The organism is Methylobacterium oryzisoli, assembly GCF_046557895.1.
GTDB lineage: Bacteria > Pseudomonadota > Alphaproteobacteria > Rhizobiales > Beijerinckiaceae > Methylobacterium > Methylobacterium oryzisoli.
In genome coordinates this window covers 53,027-68,692 of record NZ_JBKIBX010000024.1, presented here as the reverse complement: position 1 = coordinate 68,692, position 15,666 = coordinate 53,027, and the positions used below count along the sequence as shown (strand labels likewise).

At 73.2% G+C, this 15,666-nt stretch carries 16 protein-coding genes; 13 read left to right on the top strand and 3 right to left on the bottom strand.

The genetic code is table 11. The features are described 5' to 3' along the window. Nucleotides 1–62 precede the first annotated feature (62 nt). Nucleotides 63–602, top strand: a complete 540-nt coding sequence (locus tag ACKUB9_RS21200) for a hypothetical protein (protein ID WP_407526182.1) — start codon at nucleotides 63–65, stop codon at nucleotides 600–602. Nucleotides 603–628: 26 nt separating this feature from the next. Here ACKUB9_RS21200 and ACKUB9_RS21195 read toward each other — a convergent pair whose 3' ends face one another. Further along, on the bottom strand, nucleotides 629–1,525 hold the full coding sequence (locus ACKUB9_RS21195; RefSeq protein WP_407526179.1) for a 3'(2'),5'-bisphosphate nucleotidase CysQ family protein: 897 nt from the start codon (nucleotides 1,523–1,525) through the stop codon (nucleotides 629–631). 201 nt (nucleotides 1,526–1,726) lie between these two features. Here ACKUB9_RS21195 and chpT point away from each other — a divergent pair, with 201 nt between their 5' ends. From chpT to ACKUB9_RS21155, 8 genes are all read left to right on the top strand, one after another. After that, the gene (gene chpT / locus ACKUB9_RS21190) at nucleotides 1,727–2,374 is read left to right on the top strand and encodes a histidine phosphotransferase ChpT (protein WP_407526177.1); all 648 of its coding nucleotides are present in this window, start codon (nucleotides 1,727–1,729) and stop codon (nucleotides 2,372–2,374) included. A gap of 262 nt (nucleotides 2,375–2,636) precedes the next feature. Beyond that, nucleotides 2,637–5,699 carry a hybrid sensor histidine kinase/response regulator gene (locus ACKUB9_RS21185; protein WP_410825895.1) on the top strand — a complete coding sequence of 1,021 codons (3,063 nt, stop codon included), beginning with the start codon at nucleotides 2,637–2,639 and terminating at the stop codon, nucleotides 5,697–5,699. A 40-nt stretch (nucleotides 5,700–5,739) separates the two neighbouring features. Then, nucleotides 5,740–6,240, top strand: coding sequence for a chemotaxis protein CheW (locus tag ACKUB9_RS21180; RefSeq protein WP_407526171.1), 501 nt, complete (start codon nucleotides 5,740–5,742; stop codon nucleotides 6,238–6,240). A gap of 14 nt (nucleotides 6,241–6,254) precedes the next feature. Then, nucleotides 6,255–6,620 (top strand): response regulator, encoded by a 366-nt coding sequence (locus ACKUB9_RS21175; RefSeq protein WP_407526168.1) that lies wholly within the window; start codon nucleotides 6,255–6,257, stop codon nucleotides 6,618–6,620. 171 nt (nucleotides 6,621–6,791) lie between these two features. Further along, a complete protein-coding gene (locus ACKUB9_RS21170; protein ID WP_407526165.1) occupies nucleotides 6,792–7,943 on the top strand; it encodes a protein-glutamate methylesterase/protein-glutamine glutaminase in 1,152 nt (383 codons plus the stop codon). Nucleotides 7,944–7,983: 40 nt separating this feature from the next. Then, nucleotides 7,984–8,886 (top strand): CheR family methyltransferase, encoded by a 903-nt coding sequence (locus ACKUB9_RS21165; RefSeq protein ID WP_407526162.1) that lies wholly within the window; start codon nucleotides 7,984–7,986, stop codon nucleotides 8,884–8,886. 386 nt (nucleotides 8,887–9,272) lie between these two features. Then, the gene (locus ACKUB9_RS21160) at nucleotides 9,273–9,491 is read left to right on the top strand and encodes a hypothetical protein (RefSeq protein ID WP_407526159.1); all 219 of its coding nucleotides are present in this window, start codon (nucleotides 9,273–9,275) and stop codon (nucleotides 9,489–9,491) included. A 109-nt stretch (nucleotides 9,492–9,600) separates the two neighbouring features. Then, nucleotides 9,601–10,080 carry a hypothetical protein gene (locus ACKUB9_RS21155; protein ID WP_407526156.1) on the top strand — a complete coding sequence of 160 codons (480 nt, stop codon included), beginning with the start codon at nucleotides 9,601–9,603 and terminating at the stop codon, nucleotides 10,078–10,080. Between the two features lie 57 nt (nucleotides 10,081–10,137). Here the strand turns inward: ACKUB9_RS21155 and ACKUB9_RS21150 are convergent, their stop codons facing one another. After that, nucleotides 10,138–11,115 carry a class I SAM-dependent DNA methyltransferase gene (locus ACKUB9_RS21150; RefSeq protein ID WP_407526153.1) on the bottom strand — a complete coding sequence of 326 codons (978 nt, stop codon included), beginning with the start codon at nucleotides 11,113–11,115 and terminating at the stop codon, nucleotides 10,138–10,140. Nucleotides 11,116–11,178: 63 nt separating this feature from the next. Here ACKUB9_RS21150 and ACKUB9_RS21145 point away from each other — a divergent pair, with 63 nt between their 5' ends. The 4 genes from ACKUB9_RS21145 (at nucleotide 11,179) to ACKUB9_RS21130 (ending at nucleotide 15,264) form a co-directional block, all read left to right on the top strand. Continuing rightward, complete coding sequence (locus ACKUB9_RS21145) at nucleotides 11,179–12,279, top strand: ligase-associated DNA damage response exonuclease (protein WP_407526150.1); 1,101 nt, start codon at nucleotides 11,179–11,181, stop codon at nucleotides 12,277–12,279. After that, nucleotides 12,276–13,976 (top strand): cisplatin damage response ATP-dependent DNA ligase, encoded by a 1,701-nt coding sequence (locus tag ACKUB9_RS21140; protein ID WP_407526147.1) that lies wholly within the window; start codon nucleotides 12,276–12,278, stop codon nucleotides 13,974–13,976. The genes ACKUB9_RS21145 and ACKUB9_RS21140 overlap by 4 nt, the downstream gene beginning before the upstream one ends. Then, nucleotides 13,976–14,428 carry a secondary thiamine-phosphate synthase enzyme YjbQ gene (locus tag ACKUB9_RS21135; protein WP_407526144.1) on the top strand — a complete coding sequence of 151 codons (453 nt, stop codon included), beginning with the start codon at nucleotides 13,976–13,978 and terminating at the stop codon, nucleotides 14,426–14,428. The genes ACKUB9_RS21140 and ACKUB9_RS21135 overlap by 1 nt, the downstream gene beginning before the upstream one ends. A 170-nt stretch (nucleotides 14,429–14,598) precedes the next feature. Then, nucleotides 14,599–15,264 carry a response regulator gene (locus tag ACKUB9_RS21130; RefSeq protein WP_407526141.1) on the top strand — a complete coding sequence of 222 codons (666 nt, stop codon included), beginning with the start codon at nucleotides 14,599–14,601 and terminating at the stop codon, nucleotides 15,262–15,264. Nucleotides 15,265–15,279: 15 nt separating this feature from the next. On the opposite strand, the gene ACKUB9_RS21125 is transcribed toward ACKUB9_RS21130, so the two are convergent. Continuing rightward, on the bottom strand, nucleotides 15,280–15,573 hold the full coding sequence (locus ACKUB9_RS21125) for a protease inhibitor I42 family protein (protein WP_407526139.1): 294 nt from the start codon (nucleotides 15,571–15,573) through the stop codon (nucleotides 15,280–15,282). Between the last annotated feature and the right edge of the window lie 93 nt (nucleotides 15,574–15,666).

Sequence of the window (15,666 nt, the reverse complement as noted above, 5' to 3'; positions counted from 1 at the left end):
CCGGGGAGGCCTCGCAGGCCGCGCGCCGGCCGTCCCGGACCGGCACTCAGGATGGGCGGGATATGGGCAACAAGGCGTTAACGCGGCGCGGCCTGCTGTCGCTGGCGGCGGGCGGCTTGGCGGCAGGCGGCTCGGCAGCCGGGCCGGGCCCGGCCGCCGGATCCGATCCGCGCGAGGCCCGCGCGGCCTCGTCGCCGCTCACGAGCCGGGGCGTCCTGCCCGCCCTCTACGCGGCCGATCCGCTCACGGGCCTCGCCCTGCGGGGTTTCGACGCGGTCTCCTACGCCCTCGATCCGGTGCCGGCGCCGGGCCGGCCCGCCTTCGAAGCGGCCTGGGCGGGCCTCGTCTGGCGCTTCGCGGGCCCGGCGAACCAGGCGGCCTTCGCGCGCGACCCGGAGACCTACGCCCCGCGGCTCGGCGGCTACGACCCGCTCGGCGTGGCGGAGGGCCGCTTCGTCGATCCCGACCCGCTCGTCGCCCTGCGGAGCGAGGCCGGTCTCTATCTCTTCCGCAGCGCAGGCCGGCGGGCGCTGTGCGAGCCCGCGCTGCTGGTCGCCGCCGAGGCGCGCTGGCCCGCGATGCGGCGCCTGATCTTGCCCTGATCTTGCCCTGACCGGCCGCGGGCGGGTCAGGCCCGCGCCGCGCGCGCCTCCGGGCAGGTCTCCGGGAGCTCGACGCGCTCCGCGTAGGAGGGATCGCCGAGCGCCGCGAAGGGGCCGTTGCGATAGTGCGTCTCGGCGCGGCCGTACAGCACCGGCCGCCCGCCATGCCCTACGACCCGGCCGCCCGCGCGCGTCAGGATGTGGTCGCCCGCGGCCGTGTCCCACTCCATGGTGGGGCCGCTGCGCACGTAGAGGTCGGCCTCGCCCGAGGCGATGAGGCCGAACTTGAGCGCCGAGGAGAACGGGCGGCGCGCCCCGACCGGCAGCCCCGCGAGGCAGGACTCGTCCGCCTCCTCCCCGTGGCGGCGGCTGACGAGGGCGGTCATGCCCTCGCGCGGCGCCGGCCGCGCGGCGATCGGCACCGCCGGTCCCGGCCGCCCGTCGGCGATCGGCGCCTCGACCGCCCGCGCACCCGCGCTCCACACCCGCCCGAGCGCCGGCGCCGCCATCGCGGCCGCCACAGGCCGCCCCTCCGCGACGAGGGCGATGTTCACGCAGTACTCCCCCGTCCCCTTGAGGAAGTCGCGGGTGCCGTCGAGGGGATCGACCAGGAAGAACAGCGGCCCGGACGGGCGGGTGCTGGCGGTCTCCTCGGCGACGACCGGGATGTCGGGCCAGTGCCGCCGAAGGGCCGCGATGATGTGGGCCTCGGCCGCGAGGTCGGCCTCGCTGGTGGGCGAACCGTCCGCCTTGAGGTGGTGCCCGCAGGCGCCGGTCTCGAAGCCGCGCAGGATCACGCCGGCCGAGCAGGCGATCTCGGCGAGGATCGCCGCGACGGCATCGCGCCGAGTGTCGTCGAGGGATGCGTCATCGAGAGAAGGGCCGGACGTGAGGGCGGGAGGGGAGACTGGCGGCGATGTCATCCTCCCGTCATGCCGCGCGCGGGCGGGTTTGTCGATGCAGAGGCGCGCAGGCCCCCGGATAGACTGGTCGTGCACCGCGCCCCCGGTGCCGGCGGCCGCCCTCCGGGCGGCGGCTCGGCTTTTCAAACTTGGCCCGGGTCGTTATCCGTGCCCGGTCACAGGCCGCGAATCGCGCGTCGGAGCGGCATCCGGAGCCCCTTGATGATCACCGTCACGCTCGACGCCCTCGACCTCTCGGCCCTGCTCTGCTCGCGGGTCTGCCACGACGTGATCAGCCCGGTGGGGGCCATCGTCAATGGCCTGGAGGTGCTGGAGGACGAGGACGATGCGGGGATGCGCGACTTCGCCATCGACCTCATCCGCAAGAGCGCCAAGCAGGCCTCGGCCCGGCTGCAATTCGCCCGCCTCGCCTTCGGGGCGGCGGGCTCGGCGGGCGCCACCATCGACCTCGCCGACGCCGAGAGCGTGGCCCGCGGCCTGTTCGGCGACGAGAAGACCAAGCTCGCCTGGAGCGCGCCGCGGGCGCTGTTTCCCAAGAACCAAGTCAAGCTGCTGCTCAACCTCGTGGTGATCGCCACGACGACGATCCCGCGCGGCGGCCTGATCAGCGTGGAGGTGAGCGGGGAGGGCGAGGCTCCGACCTTCGTGCTCACCAGCCAGGGCAGCCACGCGCGCATTCCCGCCCATGTCGAGGCGCTGATCGCCGGAACGCCCGAGAGCGGCAGCGTCGACGCGCACGGGGTGCAGCCCTACTACGCCGGGCTCGTGGCCCGCGCCGCCGGCATGCGGGTCGGCTTCACGATCGACGGCGACACCGTGACGATCCGCGCCGAGTCCGTCGCGGACTGACCGAACCCGCGCCACTTCCCCAGAGGAAGCCCACCCCGCGCCCCGGCGTCCGGCCCGCGCGGGAGTCATGATCGGCCGCGGGAGGGCGGGCGGGCGCTGGTCCTGCCACTCCTTCCGCAGTCCTCGCGGCCCGGCCGCACCCGATCACCGCGGCCTAATCCGTGAAACGGCGCATCTGTGCCCGTCGCGGAAACGGATCATCAACGCTCCGGTGCCACTCTCGGCTGACGCAGATCTCCTGCGACGACCGACGAGTTCCCCGATGGACGATTTGTTGCGCGAGTTCCTGACCGAGACCGGCGAGCACCTCGACACGGTCGACCTCGAACTCGTCCGGTTCGAGCAGGATCCCAACAACCAGACGATCCTGCGCAACATCTTCCGCCTGGTCCACACCATCAAGGGAACCTGCGGGTTCCTCGGCCTGCCGCGCCTCGAAGCGCTGGCCCACGCGGCCGAGACCCTGATGGGCAAGTTCCGCGACGGCATGACGGTCACCAGCGAGGCGGTGACGCTGATCCTGCAGACGCTCGACCGGATCAAGGTGATCGTCGCCGAGCTGGAGCGCACCGCCGCCGAGCCCACGGGCGCCGACGAGGACCTGATCGGCGCCCTGGAGCGCATGTCCGAGGGCGAGATCGCCGCCCCGCCGGCTCCGCCCGCCCCGCCGCCGATGACGACGGGCTCGCTGGTGCCGCAGATCCTGGAGCGGGCGCTGAAACCCGGCGAAGTCTCCCTCGACGATCTGGAGCGCGCCTTCCGCGACACGCCCGGCCCGGCCGCGCCCGCCCCGGCACCCGCCCTGACCACGGGCTCGCTGGTGCCGCAGGTGCTGGAGCGGGCGCTGAAGCCCGGCGAGGCCTCCCTCGACGATCTGGAGCGCGCCTTCCGCGACACGCCCGGCCCGGCCGCGCCCGCCCCGGCACCCGCCCTGACCACGGGCTCGCTGGTGCCGCAGGTGCTGGAGCGGGCGCTGAAGCCCGGCGAGGCCTCCCTCGACGATCTGGAGCGCGCCTTCCGCGACACGCCCGGCCCGGCCGCGCCCGCCCCGGCCCCCGCCCTGACCACGGGCTCGCTGGTGCCGCAGGTGCTGGAGCGGGCGCTGAAGCCCGGCGAGGCCTCCCTCGACGATCTGGAGCGCGCCTTCCGCGACACGCCCGGCCCGGCCGCGCCCGCCCCGGCCCCGGCTCCGGCTCCCACCTCCGCTCCCGCTCCCGCTCCCGCCAGGGCAGCGGCGCCCGAGGCGCCCGCCACCGAGGGCGAGGCCGCCGCGGTCAGCAAGGTCCAGACCATCCGGGTGAACGTCGACACGCTCGAACACCTGATGACGATGGTCTCGGAGCTGGTGCTGACCCGCAACCAGCTGCTCGAGATCGCCCGCCACCACGAGGACAACAGCTACAAGGTGCCGCTCCAGCGGCTCTCGAACGTCACCGCCGAACTGCAGGAAGGGGTCATGAAGACCCGCATGCAGCCGATCGGCTCGGCGTGGCAGAAGCTGCCGCGGGTGGTGCGCGACCTCTCGTCGGAACTCGGCAAGAAGATCGACCTCCTGATGCAGGGCGCCGAGACGGAACTCGACCGTCAGGTGCTGGAGGTGATCAAGGACCCGCTCACCCACATGGTGCGCAACTCCGCCGATCACGGCATCGAGTCCGGCGCGGAGCGCAAGGCCGCGGGCAAGCCCGAGAAGGGGACGATCCGCCTCAACGCCTTCCACGAGGGCGGCACGATCACCATCGAGATCGCCGACGACGGCAAGGGCCTCGACCTCGCCACCATCCGCCGCAAGGCGGTGGAGCGCGGCATCGCCACCGAGGCCGAGATCGAGCGGATGAGCGACGCGCAGGTCGCGAAGTTCATCTTCCACGCCGGCTTCTCGACCGCCAAGGCCATCACCTCGGTCTCCGGCCGCGGCGTCGGCATGGACGTGGTCAAGACCAACATCGAGCTGATCGGCGGCACCATCGACATCCGCACCCAGCTCGGCCAGGGCACCACCTTCACCATCAAGATCCCGCTCACGCTCGCCATCGTGGCGGCGCTGATCGTCTCGGCCCGCGACCACCGCTTCGCCATCCCGCAGGTCTCGGTGCTCGAACTCGTGCGCGTCCAGCCGGGCTCGGACCATCAGGTCGAGCGCATCAACGGCTCGCCGGTGCTGCGCCTGCGCGACCGCCTGCTGCCGATCGTGCCCATCGCCGGCATGCTCGGCCTCGACAAGGACCCCTCCACCGCCTCGACCGACGAGGGCTTCGTGGTGGTGAGCCAGGTCGGGCGCCAGCGCTTCGGCATCTTGGTGGACGGCGTCTTCCACACGGAAGAGATCGTCGTGAAGCCGATGTCCTCGAAGCTGCGGCACATCCCGCTCTTCTCGGGCAACACCATCCTGGGCGACGGCGCGGTCGTCCTCATCGTCGACCCGAACGGCGTCGCCCGCATGGTCGGCTCGGCCACCGCCACCGGCCAGCCGGGCGAGGCGGATGCCGAGACCGAGGAGACCTCGGGCGACCAGACCGTGACGCTCCTCGTCTTCAAGGGCGGCGGGCACGCGCTCAAGGCGGTGCCGCTCTCCCTGGTGACGCGCCTCGAAGAGGTCGACGCGGCGAAGATCGAGTGGGTCGGCGGGCGGCCGCTGATCCAGTACCGCGGGCGGCTGATGCCGCTGGTGCCGGTCGATCCGGATCAGGTGCTCAAGCGGGAGGGCTCGCAGGCGCTGGTGGTCTTCTCGGACGGCGAGCGCTCGATGGGGCTCGCGGTCGACGAGATCGTCGACATCGTGGACGACGTCCTCGACGTGGAACTGGCGGCGGACCGCTCCGACCTGATCGGCTCGGCGGTGGTGCGCGGGCGGGCGACCGAGATCGTCAACATCGCCCACTATCTCCCGCTCGCCCACGACGACTGGGCGCGCGCGCCCCGGCGCAAGGAGCACAGGGTCCCGCAGCTCCTCCTCGTCGACGACTCGGCCTTCTTCCGCGAGATGCTGACCCCCGTGCTCAAGGCGGCGGGCTACCGGGTGACGGCGGCGGCGAGCGCCGAGGAGGCGCTGGGCCTGCTCCTCGGGGAGACCGCCATCGACGTGGTGGTGAGCGACCTCGACATGCCGGGCCGCTCCGGCTTCGACCTCGTCGAGGCGATGCGGCGGGCCTCGCCGCGGATCGCGCAGGTGCCGGTGATCGCCCTCGCCGCCAGCACGGCGCCCGAGGCGATCGAGCGCGCGCGCGCGCTCGGCATCGCCGACTTCGTGGCCAAGTTCGACCGCAGCGGCCTCGTGGCGGCCCTCAACGAGATCACCGCCTCCGCCCTCGACGTCGCGGCCTGAACCGCGGCGCTCTCCCACCTCCGGATCGAAGGCAAGCCCCATGATGGCCGCCAACACCAACGACGCCAAGACCGGCGCCCCCCCGGCGGGGGAGACCGTGGACTACGTCACGGTCTCGCTCGGCGAGGAGATGTTCGGGCTCCCGATCGACCGGGTGCACGACGTGTTCATCGCCACCAACCTCACCGACGTGCCGCTGGCCCCGCCCGAGATCAAGGGCCTGCTCAACCTGCGCGGCCGGGTCGTGACCGCGATCTGCCTGCGCCGCCGCCTGGGCCTGCCCGACCGGGTCTCGGAGGACCGCAACATGGCGGTGGGCCTGGAGCACGGCGGCGAGGCCTACGGGCTGCTGGTCGATCAGGTGGGCGAGGTGATGAAGCTCTCGGCCGACACCTACGGTCCCAACCCGGTGCACATGGATGCCCGCTGGCGCGGCGTCTCGCGCGGGGTGCACCGCCTCGACGGACGTCTGCTGATCGTCCTCGACGTCGACGCCGTGCTGGCCTTCGGCGAGGACCGTGCAGCCGTGAACGCGGCCTGATGCCGGAGGGCGCCATGAGAACCTGCCTCGTCGTCGACGATTCCGCCGTCATTCGGAAGGTGGCGCGCCGCATCCTGGAGGGCTTGGCGTTCCACGTCGCGGAGGCGGAGGACGGGACCGACGCGCTCGCGCTCTGCCGCGCCGGGATGCCGGACGCGATCCTGCTCGACTGGCGCATGCCGCAGATGGACGGCTACGAGTTCCTGCGCGAGCTGCGCCGCCTGCCCGAGGGCCAGCGGCCCAAGGTGGTCTTCTGCACCACCGAGAACGACGTCGCCTCGATCGCCCGCGCGCTCCACGCGGGCGCGGACGAGTACATCATGAAGCCCTTCGACAAGGACATCATGACCGCCAAGCTCCAAGAGGTCGGGCTCGCCTGAGCGGCCGGCGCGCGACGGCCCGTCGCGCGCCGCCTCCGCGGCCCGGCCGTGCGGCCGGGTAGGCACCCCGCCCGGCGCACCGGGCGCAGCCTCGCCCCACCCCTCTCATCGCCCCCCGCGGACCGACGGCCTGCCGCCGGGTCATGCGGCTCAGCGCGAGTATCCCATCATATGGCAGCCTCCGTCGCCCCGTCTCCGTCGCCGTACGGCACCCCGCGCACCCGGGTCATGGTGGCCGATGATTCCGCGGTGGTGCGCGGCCTCGTCACGCGCTGGCTGGAGGAGGCCGGCTGCGAGGTGGTGGCCACCGCCGCCAACGGGCGCCTGGCCATCGAGGCCCTCGATCGCGCCCAGCCGGACATCGTGCTCCTCGACATCGAGATGCCGGAGATCGACGGCACCCAGGCGCTGCCGCGGCTGCTCGCCAAGCGCCCGGGGCTGCAGGTCGTCATGATGTCGACCCTGACCCAGCGCAACGCCGAGATCTCGCTGCGCTGCCTCGCGCTCGGCGCCATCGACTACCTGCCCAAGCCGGAGGGCAACCGCGGCGTCACCACCACGGCGGCCTTCCGCGAGGACCTGATCCAGAAGATCCGCATGCTGGGCCAAGCCCGCGGCGCGCCGCTGCGACGGGCGGCGGCGGAGCGGCCGGGCCTGCCCGAGCGGGCCGTCGCCCCGGTGCCCGCGGCCCCGCGCCCGGCGCCCCCGCCGCTGCGGGCGCGCAGCGCCCGCGGCGTGCCGCGGGTGCTGCTGATCGGCGCCTCGACCGGCGGTCCCCGGGCGGTGGGGGAGGTGCTCGAAGGGATCGGCGCCCCGACGCTCAAGCGCCTGCCGATCCTGATCGTGCAGCACATGCCGCCGGTCTTCACCGGCGTGTTCGCCGAACATCTCGGCGCCCGCGTCGGCCTGCCGGCGGCGGAGGGCAAGCACGGGGAATCGCTGCGCCCGGGCACGATCTACGTGGCGCCCGGCGGGCGGCACATGGGGCTGGCGGGGACAGGCCACGACATCACGATCCGGCTCGACGACGGGCCGCCGGTGAACTTTTGCCGGCCAGCGGTGGACGTGCTCTTCCGCGACGCGGCGCAGGTGTTCGGCGCCGCCACCCTCTCGGTGGTCCTCACCGGCATGGGCTCGGACGGCACGCACGGGGCCAAGGCCCTGGTGGAGGCCGGCGGCGCGATGCTGGTGCAGGACGAGGCTTCTTCCACCGTGTGGGGCATGCCGGGCAGCATCGCCAAGGCGGGCTACGCCCACGAGATCCTGGCCCTGCCGGCGATCGGGCCGGCCCTGCGGACGCAGATCTCCGGCGGAGCGGCGTGATGCGCAACCTTTCCGCCGCGTCCGCACGGGACCCACGCTCATGACGGATGCCGATTTCGAGTACCTGCGCGGCTACCTCAAGCAAAAGTCCGGTCTCGCGCTGACGCCCGAGAAGCGGTACCTGATCGAGAGCCGCCTGCTGCCGGTGTGCCGGCGCTTCGGCATCGCCACCCTCTCGGACCTCGTCGGCGCCCTGCGGCTGGCCCGCGCGGGCGGCCTCGACAAGGCGGTGGTCGAGGCGATGACCACCAACGAGACCTTCTTCTTCCGCGACCGGACGCCCTTCGACCTCTTCCGGGACACGCTGCTGCCGCAGGCGCTCGCCGCCCGCGCGGGCGTCCGCCGCCTGCGGATCTGGTGCGCGGCGGCCTCGACCGGGCAGGAGCCCTACTCGCTGACCATGCTGCTCAGCGAGGCGGCGCCGCTTCTCGCGGGCTGGCGCGTCGAACTCGTCGCCACGGATCTCTCCACCGAGGTGCTGGAGCGGGCCAAGCTCGGCCTCTACAACCAGTTCGAGGTCCAGCGCGGCCTGCCGGTCCAGCTCATGCTCAAGTACTTCGAGCAGGTCGGCGAGCAGTGGCGCCTCAGGCCGGCCCTGTGCCAGATGGTGGATTACCGGCCACTCAACCTGCTCGACCGGTTCGACCACCTCGGCACCTTCGACATCGTGTATTGCCGCAACGTGCTGATCTACTTCGACGCGCCGACCAAGGCGGACGTGCTGGCGCGCATCGCCGCCCAGCTCGCGCCCGACGGCGCCGTGCTGCTCGGCGCCGCCGAGACCGTGATCGGCATCACGGACGCGCTCAGCCCGGATCCCAAGCACCGCGGCCTCTACCGCCACGGCCAATCCCGGGCGGTCGCCCCCGCGCCGGCTCCGGCCCTCGCGCCGGCCCCGGCCCTGGCGACGGCCCCGAGCCTGCCACGCTTCGCGATGCGCTGAGCGCAAGGCCGCGTTTCGACGCGGGCCGGGGCGGCCCATTCCTGTTGCCCCGCCCGCCGGGTCTGCTACACGGGCCGTCCTGTCTGCCGGCGCGCCTGGAGGCTTCCGGAACCCGTCCGGGCTGCGCGGCAGAAAGGTCGGCGATGACGGGGTGGGGCGGACCAGTTCTCTGCAACCCAACCCTGTGAGGCTCAGTGGGCCGAGCAGTCGCAGGAGTGTCGGGGGTTCGGGGAACAGGAACCGAAGCTCCGGCGCATGGCCCACCTGAATCAGCGCCCCCCCCGGGACGCGGCTAACCCCCGAACCTTGCGTTAAGCCCTGCGGCCGCATCATGGCGGCGCGGGCCGCGGACCTTCTCTCCGCGCCCGAGGGGCTTCGACGGCGCGATGTGGCGTCTCCTGACCGGCGGCATCAAGGCCATCCTGGCGATCACCGCGCTCGCCGTCGCGGCGCAATGGGCGACGCGGACCACACCCGGGCACGGCACGGTGGCGGCGATCCCCGATCCGGCCGTGACCGGCACCGTCTCGTCCCGCGCCAAGCCGAACCCCCTCGACCAGCGCGCGCTCCAGCGGCTGATCCGCGAGGGACGGACCGGGCGCTGAGTCCCCGCCGGACCGTGCGCCTGCGACGATCGCGTTCGCGCTGACACGGACGGGTGCCCGCGCGGATGACGTAGCGGCAGTCCCGGCGGCGCCCCATATAGGCCCGCGCATGGCCCACGATCCCCACCGCGACGACACCGGCCGCCCGGCCGCAAACCCGGACCCGCCGGGACCGGAGAGGCCGCGCTCCGCGTTCCGATCCCGGCGCGCACTGGCCCTCGGCCTGCTCGCCGCCGCCCTGCTCGCGACCGCCGGCCTGGCCGTCCTCCTCAAGCGGCCGGAGCGGATCTTCCTGCCGCCCCTCGCACGGGATCTCCCGGCGAACTTCCGAGAGGCGGATGCCGCGTTCAAGGCGCGGATCGCGGCGGTCTTCCCGATCGGCTCCTCGGAAGCGGCCCTCGTGGAGCGTCTTCGCGCGCAAGGCTTCGCCCTGCCCGCCGGCCAGGCCACGCCGGACGGCCCGCGGGAGTCCCGGGCGGTCTTTCGGCAGACGAGCTTTCCCTGCAACCTCGCATGGCACGTGCGTTGGCGCGCCGAGCACGATCGGCTCGTCGAGGTGAGCGCCGATTATGGCGGCACCTGCCTGTGAGCACCGCGACCCGCCGGCGTGGACCTGGCCCGGTGCCGGGCGCGCCTACCGCGCGCGTCACCGCCGGGATGCGTGCGATGGCCCCTCGACGGACCGGCGATCCTCCCGGCAGAGAACCGCGAGCCAGCCCGGCACGCCTTCCCCGTGCTGGCGCCGGATCGCCGCGGGTTCGAGCAGCGCCCGGGCGAGCCCCGCGCCGTCCGCCTCCGCGTGCAGCAGCGCCTCCGCGTGGGCGTAGCGCCCGTCCGCGCCCAGCACCGCGCCCTCGCCCGCATGCGCCTGGAGCGTGAGCGCGAAGAGGCCGCCGGGCTCCAGCACGCGGGCGGCCTCGCGGAAGACCGGCCCGAGATCGCGCACGTACACGAACACGTCCGCCGCCACGAGGAGGTCGGCGCTGCCCGGCGCCTGCCCGGCGAGGAAGGGTGCGAGATCGGCCTCGTGCAGGCGCGCATAGCCCCCGCGGCGGCGGGCTTCGGCGAGCATGCGGGGCGAGAGGTCGACTCCCTCGATCGCGACTGCCATCCCGGCGAGCGCGCGGGCCACCAGCCCGGTGCCGCAGCCGAGATCGAGGACGCGGCGGAAGGGGAGGGCGCGCCCCCGCGCGGGCGCCAGCGCGCCGAGGGCGGCGCGGATCATCTCCGGGGCGCAGTAGCCGAGCGCCCCGACCAGATGGTCCTCGAAGCGCCCCGCATAGCCGTCGAACAGCGCCCGTACGTAGGCAGGCGAGAGCGCCGGCTGGTCCGTCTGCCCGCCGAGCTGCGCCAGCCGCACCGCTGCGCCGAGCGCATCCTGCGGATCGAGGGCGAGGGCCTGCGCGAAGGCCTGCCGGGCCGCCTCGCGCCCGGCCTCGTCGCCCGCCATCGCCTCGCGCGCCTGTCCCAGCAGCAGCCATGCCGGCCCGTAGGCGGGCGCCCGCTCCAGCACCTGCGCGGCGAGGTCGGCCGCGGCGGCGGCGTCGCCCTCGGCGAGGGCGGCCTCGGCCCAGACGTAGCGGCGGTCGGCGAGAAGGTCGCCGGAGGAGCGGAGTGCGGCCATCGCGAACACGGACGGGAGACGGGACGCGCCTATATACGGCCTCCAGCATCGTCCGGAACCGGAATGGCCCGCCCACCCACCGACCTCCTCACCCTGACCCGCGAGGGCCTCTACTGCCCGCCGGGCGACTTCCACGTCGATCCGGTGCGGCCGGTGCCGCGGGCGCTGATCACCCACGGCCACGCCGATCACGCCCGGGCCGGCCACGGGCGGGTGCTGGCGACGGGCGAGACCCTGCGGATCATGGCGGTGCGCTACGGCGAGGACTTTTGCCAGGCCCGCCAGGAGGCCCGCCTCGGCGAGGCGATCCGGGTCGGCGACGTCACCGTGCGCTTCGCCCCCGCCGGACACGTGCTGGGCTCCGCCCAGATCCTGATCGAGGCCGGGGGCACGCGCATCGTGGTCTCGGGCGACTACAAGCGGGCGCCGGACCCGACCTGCCTCCCGTTCGAGGTGGTGCCCTGCGACGTCTTCATCACCGAGGCGACGTTCGGTCTGCCGGTCTTCCGCCATCCCGACACCCGCGACGAGGTGCGCCGGCTGCTCGATTCCGTGCGGCTCTTCCCCGAGCGCACCCACATCGTCGGCGCCTACAGCCTCGGCAAGGCGCAGCGCGTGATGGCGCTCCTGCGCGAGGAGGGCTTCGACGCGCCGATCCACCTGCACGGGGCGATGGAAAAACTCACCGAGCTCTACAAGCGGGAGGGCATCCCGCTCGGCGACACGCCGAAGGTGGCGGCGGCCGACCGGCCGAAGCTCGACGGCGCGGTGGTGCTCTGCCCGCCCTCGGCGATCCAGGACCTGTGGTCGCGCAAGTTTCCCGATCCCGTCACCGCCTTCGCGTCGGGCTGGATGCGCGTGCGCGCCCGCGCCCGCCAGAAGGGGGTGGAGCTGCCACTCGTGATCTCCGACCACTCGGACTGGGACGACCTCTGCCGCACCATCGTGGAGACCGGGGCGGGCGAGGTCTGGGTCACGCACGGGCAGGAGGATGCCCTGGTGCACTGGTGCGGCACGCAGGGCATCGCGGCCAAGCCTCTGCACATGCTGGGCTACGGCGACGAGGGGGAGGCCGAGGCGGCGCAGGAGAGCACCGTGCAGCAGGAGGGCACGGCGCCAGCGGGCACGGCACGGGGCGGCACGGATCGGGAGGACGCGGCGTGAACGACTTCGCCCACCTCCTCGACCGCCTCGCCTACGAGCCGCGCCGCACCGCCAAGCTGCGGCTGCTCCAGGATTTCTTCGCCCGCACGCCCGATCCCGACCGCGGCTTCGCGCTCGCCGCGATGACCGGCGCCCTGAGCTTCCGGGAGGCCAAGCCCAACCTGATCCGGGGCCTCGTGGAGGCGCGGGTCGACCCCGTGCTGTTTCGGATGTCCTACCACTACGTCGGCGACCTCGCCGAGACCACGGCGCTGATCTGGCCGAGCCCGCCGCCGCCCCCGCCCGGACCCGGCCACAACAACCCGCCGCCCCACGTGCCCAGCCTCGGCGAGGTGGTGGAGGCGCTGGGCACGATCGGCAAGAGCGAGCTGCCCGCGCGCCTCGCCGCGTGGCTCGACGTGCTCGACGAGACCGGGCGCTGGGCGCTGATCAAGCTCATCACCGGCGAGCTGCGGGTCGGCGTCTCGGCCCGCCTCGCCAAGACCGCGGTGGCGAGCCTCGGCGGCGTCGAGGCGGATGCGGTGGAAGAGGTCTGGCACGGGCTCAAGGCCCCGTACGGCCCGCTCTTCGCCTGGGTCGAGGGCCGGGGCGAGCGGCCCGAGAGCCTGAACCCGGCGCCCTTCCGGCCGCCGATGCTCTCCCACCCGGTGGACGAGGAGACCGACTTCGCCAAGCTCGACCCGGAGGCCTTCGCGGCCGAGTGGAAGTGGGACGGCATCCGGGTGCAGCTCGTGGGCGGGCAGGACCGCGCGGGCGCGCAGGTGGCCCGCATCTACTCGCGCACCGGCGAGGACATCTCGGGCGCCTTCCCGGACCTCGCCGAGGCGGTCCGCTTCTCGGGCGCCCTCGACGGCGAACTTTTGATCCTGCGCGAGGGGCGGGTGCAGAGTTTCAACGTGCTCCAGCAGCGCCTGAACCGAAAGGCGGTGACGGCAAAACTCCTGCAGGACTTCCCCGCTCATGTGAGGGTCTACGACCTCCTCGCCCTCGACGGCGAGGACCTGCGCCCGCTCCCCTTCGCGGAGCGGCGCGCGCGCCTCGAAGCCTTCGTGCAGGGGCTCGACCACGCCCGCATCGACCTCTCGCCGCTGGTGCCTTTTCGCGATTGGGACGACCTGACGGCCGCGCGCGCCGATCCGGCCGCCGCGGGCGCCGGGCCGGACGCGGAGGCGATCGAGGGCGTGATGCTCAAGCGCCGCACCAGCGCCTACGTGCCCGGCCGCCCCAAGGGGCCGTGGTGGAAGTGGAAGCGCGAGCCCTACCGGGTCGATGCCGTGATGATGTACGCCCAGCGCGGGCACGGGAAGCGCTCGTCCTTCTACTCCGACTACACGTTCGGGGTCTGGCGCGAGGCGCCTGAGGGCGGCGAGGAGCTGGTGCCGGTGGGCAAGGCCTATCACGGCTTCACCGACGAGGAACTGGCCAAGCTCGACCGCTACGTCCGCAACCACACGGTCAAGCGCTTCGGGCCGGTGCGCGAGGTGGAGTACGGCCAAGCCCGGGGGCTTGTTTTGGAGATCGCCTTCGAGGGGCTGCAGCGCTCGACCCGGCACAAGTCCGGCGTGGCGATGCGCTTCCCCCGCGTGAGCCGCATCCGCTGGGACAAGCCCGCCGCCGAGGCCGACCGGATCGAGACCCTGCAAAGAATCCTGGAGCGGGGCGAGCGCGAGGTGATGCCGGGACGGGAGATGGCCTGATGGGACGGGTCGAGGTGATCGCCGCGGGCGAGGTGACAAAGCAGGTCTCGGGCCGCCTGACCGTGCGGACGCGCGGCCAGGGCTTCACCGAGATCACCGCCGAGGCCGCTTCCTTCGTGCGCGAGAGCGGGCTGCACCATGGCCTCCTCACGGTCTTTTGCCGCCACACCTCGGCCTCGCTGACCCTCCAGGAAAACGCCGATCCGGACGTGCGCCAGGACCTGCTCGCGGCCCTCGACCGGCTCGCGCCGCGCGACCAACCCTACGTGCACCACGCCGAGGGGCCGGACGACATGCCGGGGCACATCCGCACCATGCTCACCGACGCCGTGCTGTCCGTGCCGCTGGTGGAGGGGCGCCTCGCGCTCGGCACCTGGCAGGGGCTCTACGTGGTCGAGCACCGCGACCGGCCGCACCGGCGCGAGATCGTTCTGCACCTCGTGGGTGCATAGGTCGAACTACGCAATCGAGGGCCGAATCGATCGATTCGGGGGACAGGACGGCGCACCGCGGGCCGCCGAAATTGTCGCCGCGCGCGCGACGATCTAAGGATTGACGACGAGAGGGGCGCCGAGCGCAGAAGAGCGGGCTGCGTCGCGCTGCGCCGGGGCAGGAGACAGGTTTGAGTGCCGACACCACCATCGTCGTCGCCGACGACCACCCGCTCTTCCGCGGCGCGCTGCGCGGCGCGGTGGAGGCGATGCTGCCGGGTGCGCGGATCGTGGAGGCGAACGGGCTCGACGCGCTCACGGCTCTCCTCGACCGCGAGGCCGAGGTCGACCTCGTGCTGCTGGACCTCACCATGCCGGGGGTGCAGGGGTTTTCCGGGCTGATCTACCTGCGCGCCCAGCATCCGGCGATCCCCGTGGTGATCGTCTCGGCCAACGAGGACCCGGTGGTGATCCGCCGCGCCCTCGACTTCGGCGCTGCCGGCTTCATCCCGAAATCCCTCGACATCGACCAGATCGGCGAGGCGGTGCGGCAGGTGCTGGCGGGCGGCAACTGGTCGCCGCCGGACATCGCGCTCTCGGCCTCCGAGGACAAGGAGACGGCCGAGCTGATGCGCCGCCTCGCGACGCTGACGCCCCAGCAGGTGCGCGTGCTGATGATGCTGTCGGAGGGGCTGCTCAACAAGCAGATCGCCTACGAGCTCAGCGTGTCGGAGGCCACCGTGAAGGCCCACGTCTCGGCGATCCTGCAGAAGCTCGGCGTCGAGAGCCGCACCCAGGCGGTGATCGTCTCCTCGCGCATCGGCGCGACGCTCAAGCCGCCGGCGGGGGTGGATTGATCGCGTCGGCCGGGGTCAGTCGCGCGAGATCGTGTATCGGAGAACCTCGACCGGCTGCTGCTCCCAGGGCCGCTTCTTCACCAGCTGCACCGGACCGCCGTCGGGGTCGTTGACCTTGACAATGAAGGTGGTCTCCGATCCCGCGCCCACCGCGCCGCCGGGCGACTGCTCGCGGCTGACCAGGGTGCCGACTTCAGGCGGCAGTTCCAGCTGCCAGCGAAAGCCGCCGACGCCGTCGGCCGGCGCCGACAGGGCCACGGTCCCGTCGTCGCCGACCTTGGCCACGCCGTGTTTCGTGCTCGTGCTCATCGCGCACCTCATCGTGCCGCGTCTCCATCGCGGCACGATGACGGAGTCCACGCACGATTGCACGTCGCGATTCCGCCATGCGGGGCGGGAACC

Bases quoted from the DNA above. Each gene is read 5' to 3' on its own strand.
- ACKUB9_RS21200 (WP_407526182.1), top strand. From the start codon at position 63: ATGGGCAACAAGGCGTTAACGCGGCGCGGCCTGCTGTCGCTGGCGGCG.
- ACKUB9_RS21195 (WP_407526179.1), bottom strand. From the start codon at position 1,525: ATGACATCGCCGCCAGTCTCCCCTCCCGCCCTCACGTCCGGCCCTTCT.
- chpT (WP_407526177.1), top strand. From the start codon at position 1,727: ATGATCACCGTCACGCTCGACGCCCTCGACCTCTCGGCCCTGCTCTGC.
- ACKUB9_RS21185 (WP_410825895.1), top strand. From the start codon at position 2,637: ATGGACGATTTGTTGCGCGAGTTCCTGACCGAGACCGGCGAGCACCTC.
- ACKUB9_RS21180 (WP_407526171.1), top strand. From the start codon at position 5,740: ATGATGGCCGCCAACACCAACGACGCCAAGACCGGCGCCCCCCCGGCG.
- ACKUB9_RS21175 (WP_407526168.1), top strand. From the start codon at position 6,255: ATGAGAACCTGCCTCGTCGTCGACGATTCCGCCGTCATTCGGAAGGTG.
- ACKUB9_RS21170 (WP_407526165.1), top strand. From the start codon at position 6,792: ATGGCAGCCTCCGTCGCCCCGTCTCCGTCGCCGTACGGCACCCCGCGC.
- ACKUB9_RS21165 (WP_407526162.1), top strand. From the start codon at position 7,984: ATGACGGATGCCGATTTCGAGTACCTGCGCGGCTACCTCAAGCAAAAG.
- ACKUB9_RS21160 (WP_407526159.1), top strand. From the start codon at position 9,273: ATGTGGCGTCTCCTGACCGGCGGCATCAAGGCCATCCTGGCGATCACC.
- ACKUB9_RS21155 (WP_407526156.1), top strand. From the start codon at position 9,601: ATGGCCCACGATCCCCACCGCGACGACACCGGCCGCCCGGCCGCAAAC.
- ACKUB9_RS21150 (WP_407526153.1), bottom strand. From the start codon at position 11,115: ATGGCCGCACTCCGCTCCTCCGGCGACCTTCTCGCCGACCGCCGCTAC.
- ACKUB9_RS21145 (WP_407526150.1), top strand. From the start codon at position 11,179: ATGGCCCGCCCACCCACCGACCTCCTCACCCTGACCCGCGAGGGCCTC.
- ACKUB9_RS21135 (WP_407526144.1), top strand. From the start codon at position 13,976: ATGGGACGGGTCGAGGTGATCGCCGCGGGCGAGGTGACAAAGCAGGTC.
- ACKUB9_RS21125 (WP_407526139.1), bottom strand. From the start codon at position 15,573: ATGAGCACGAGCACGAAACACGGCGTGGCCAAGGTCGGCGACGACGGG.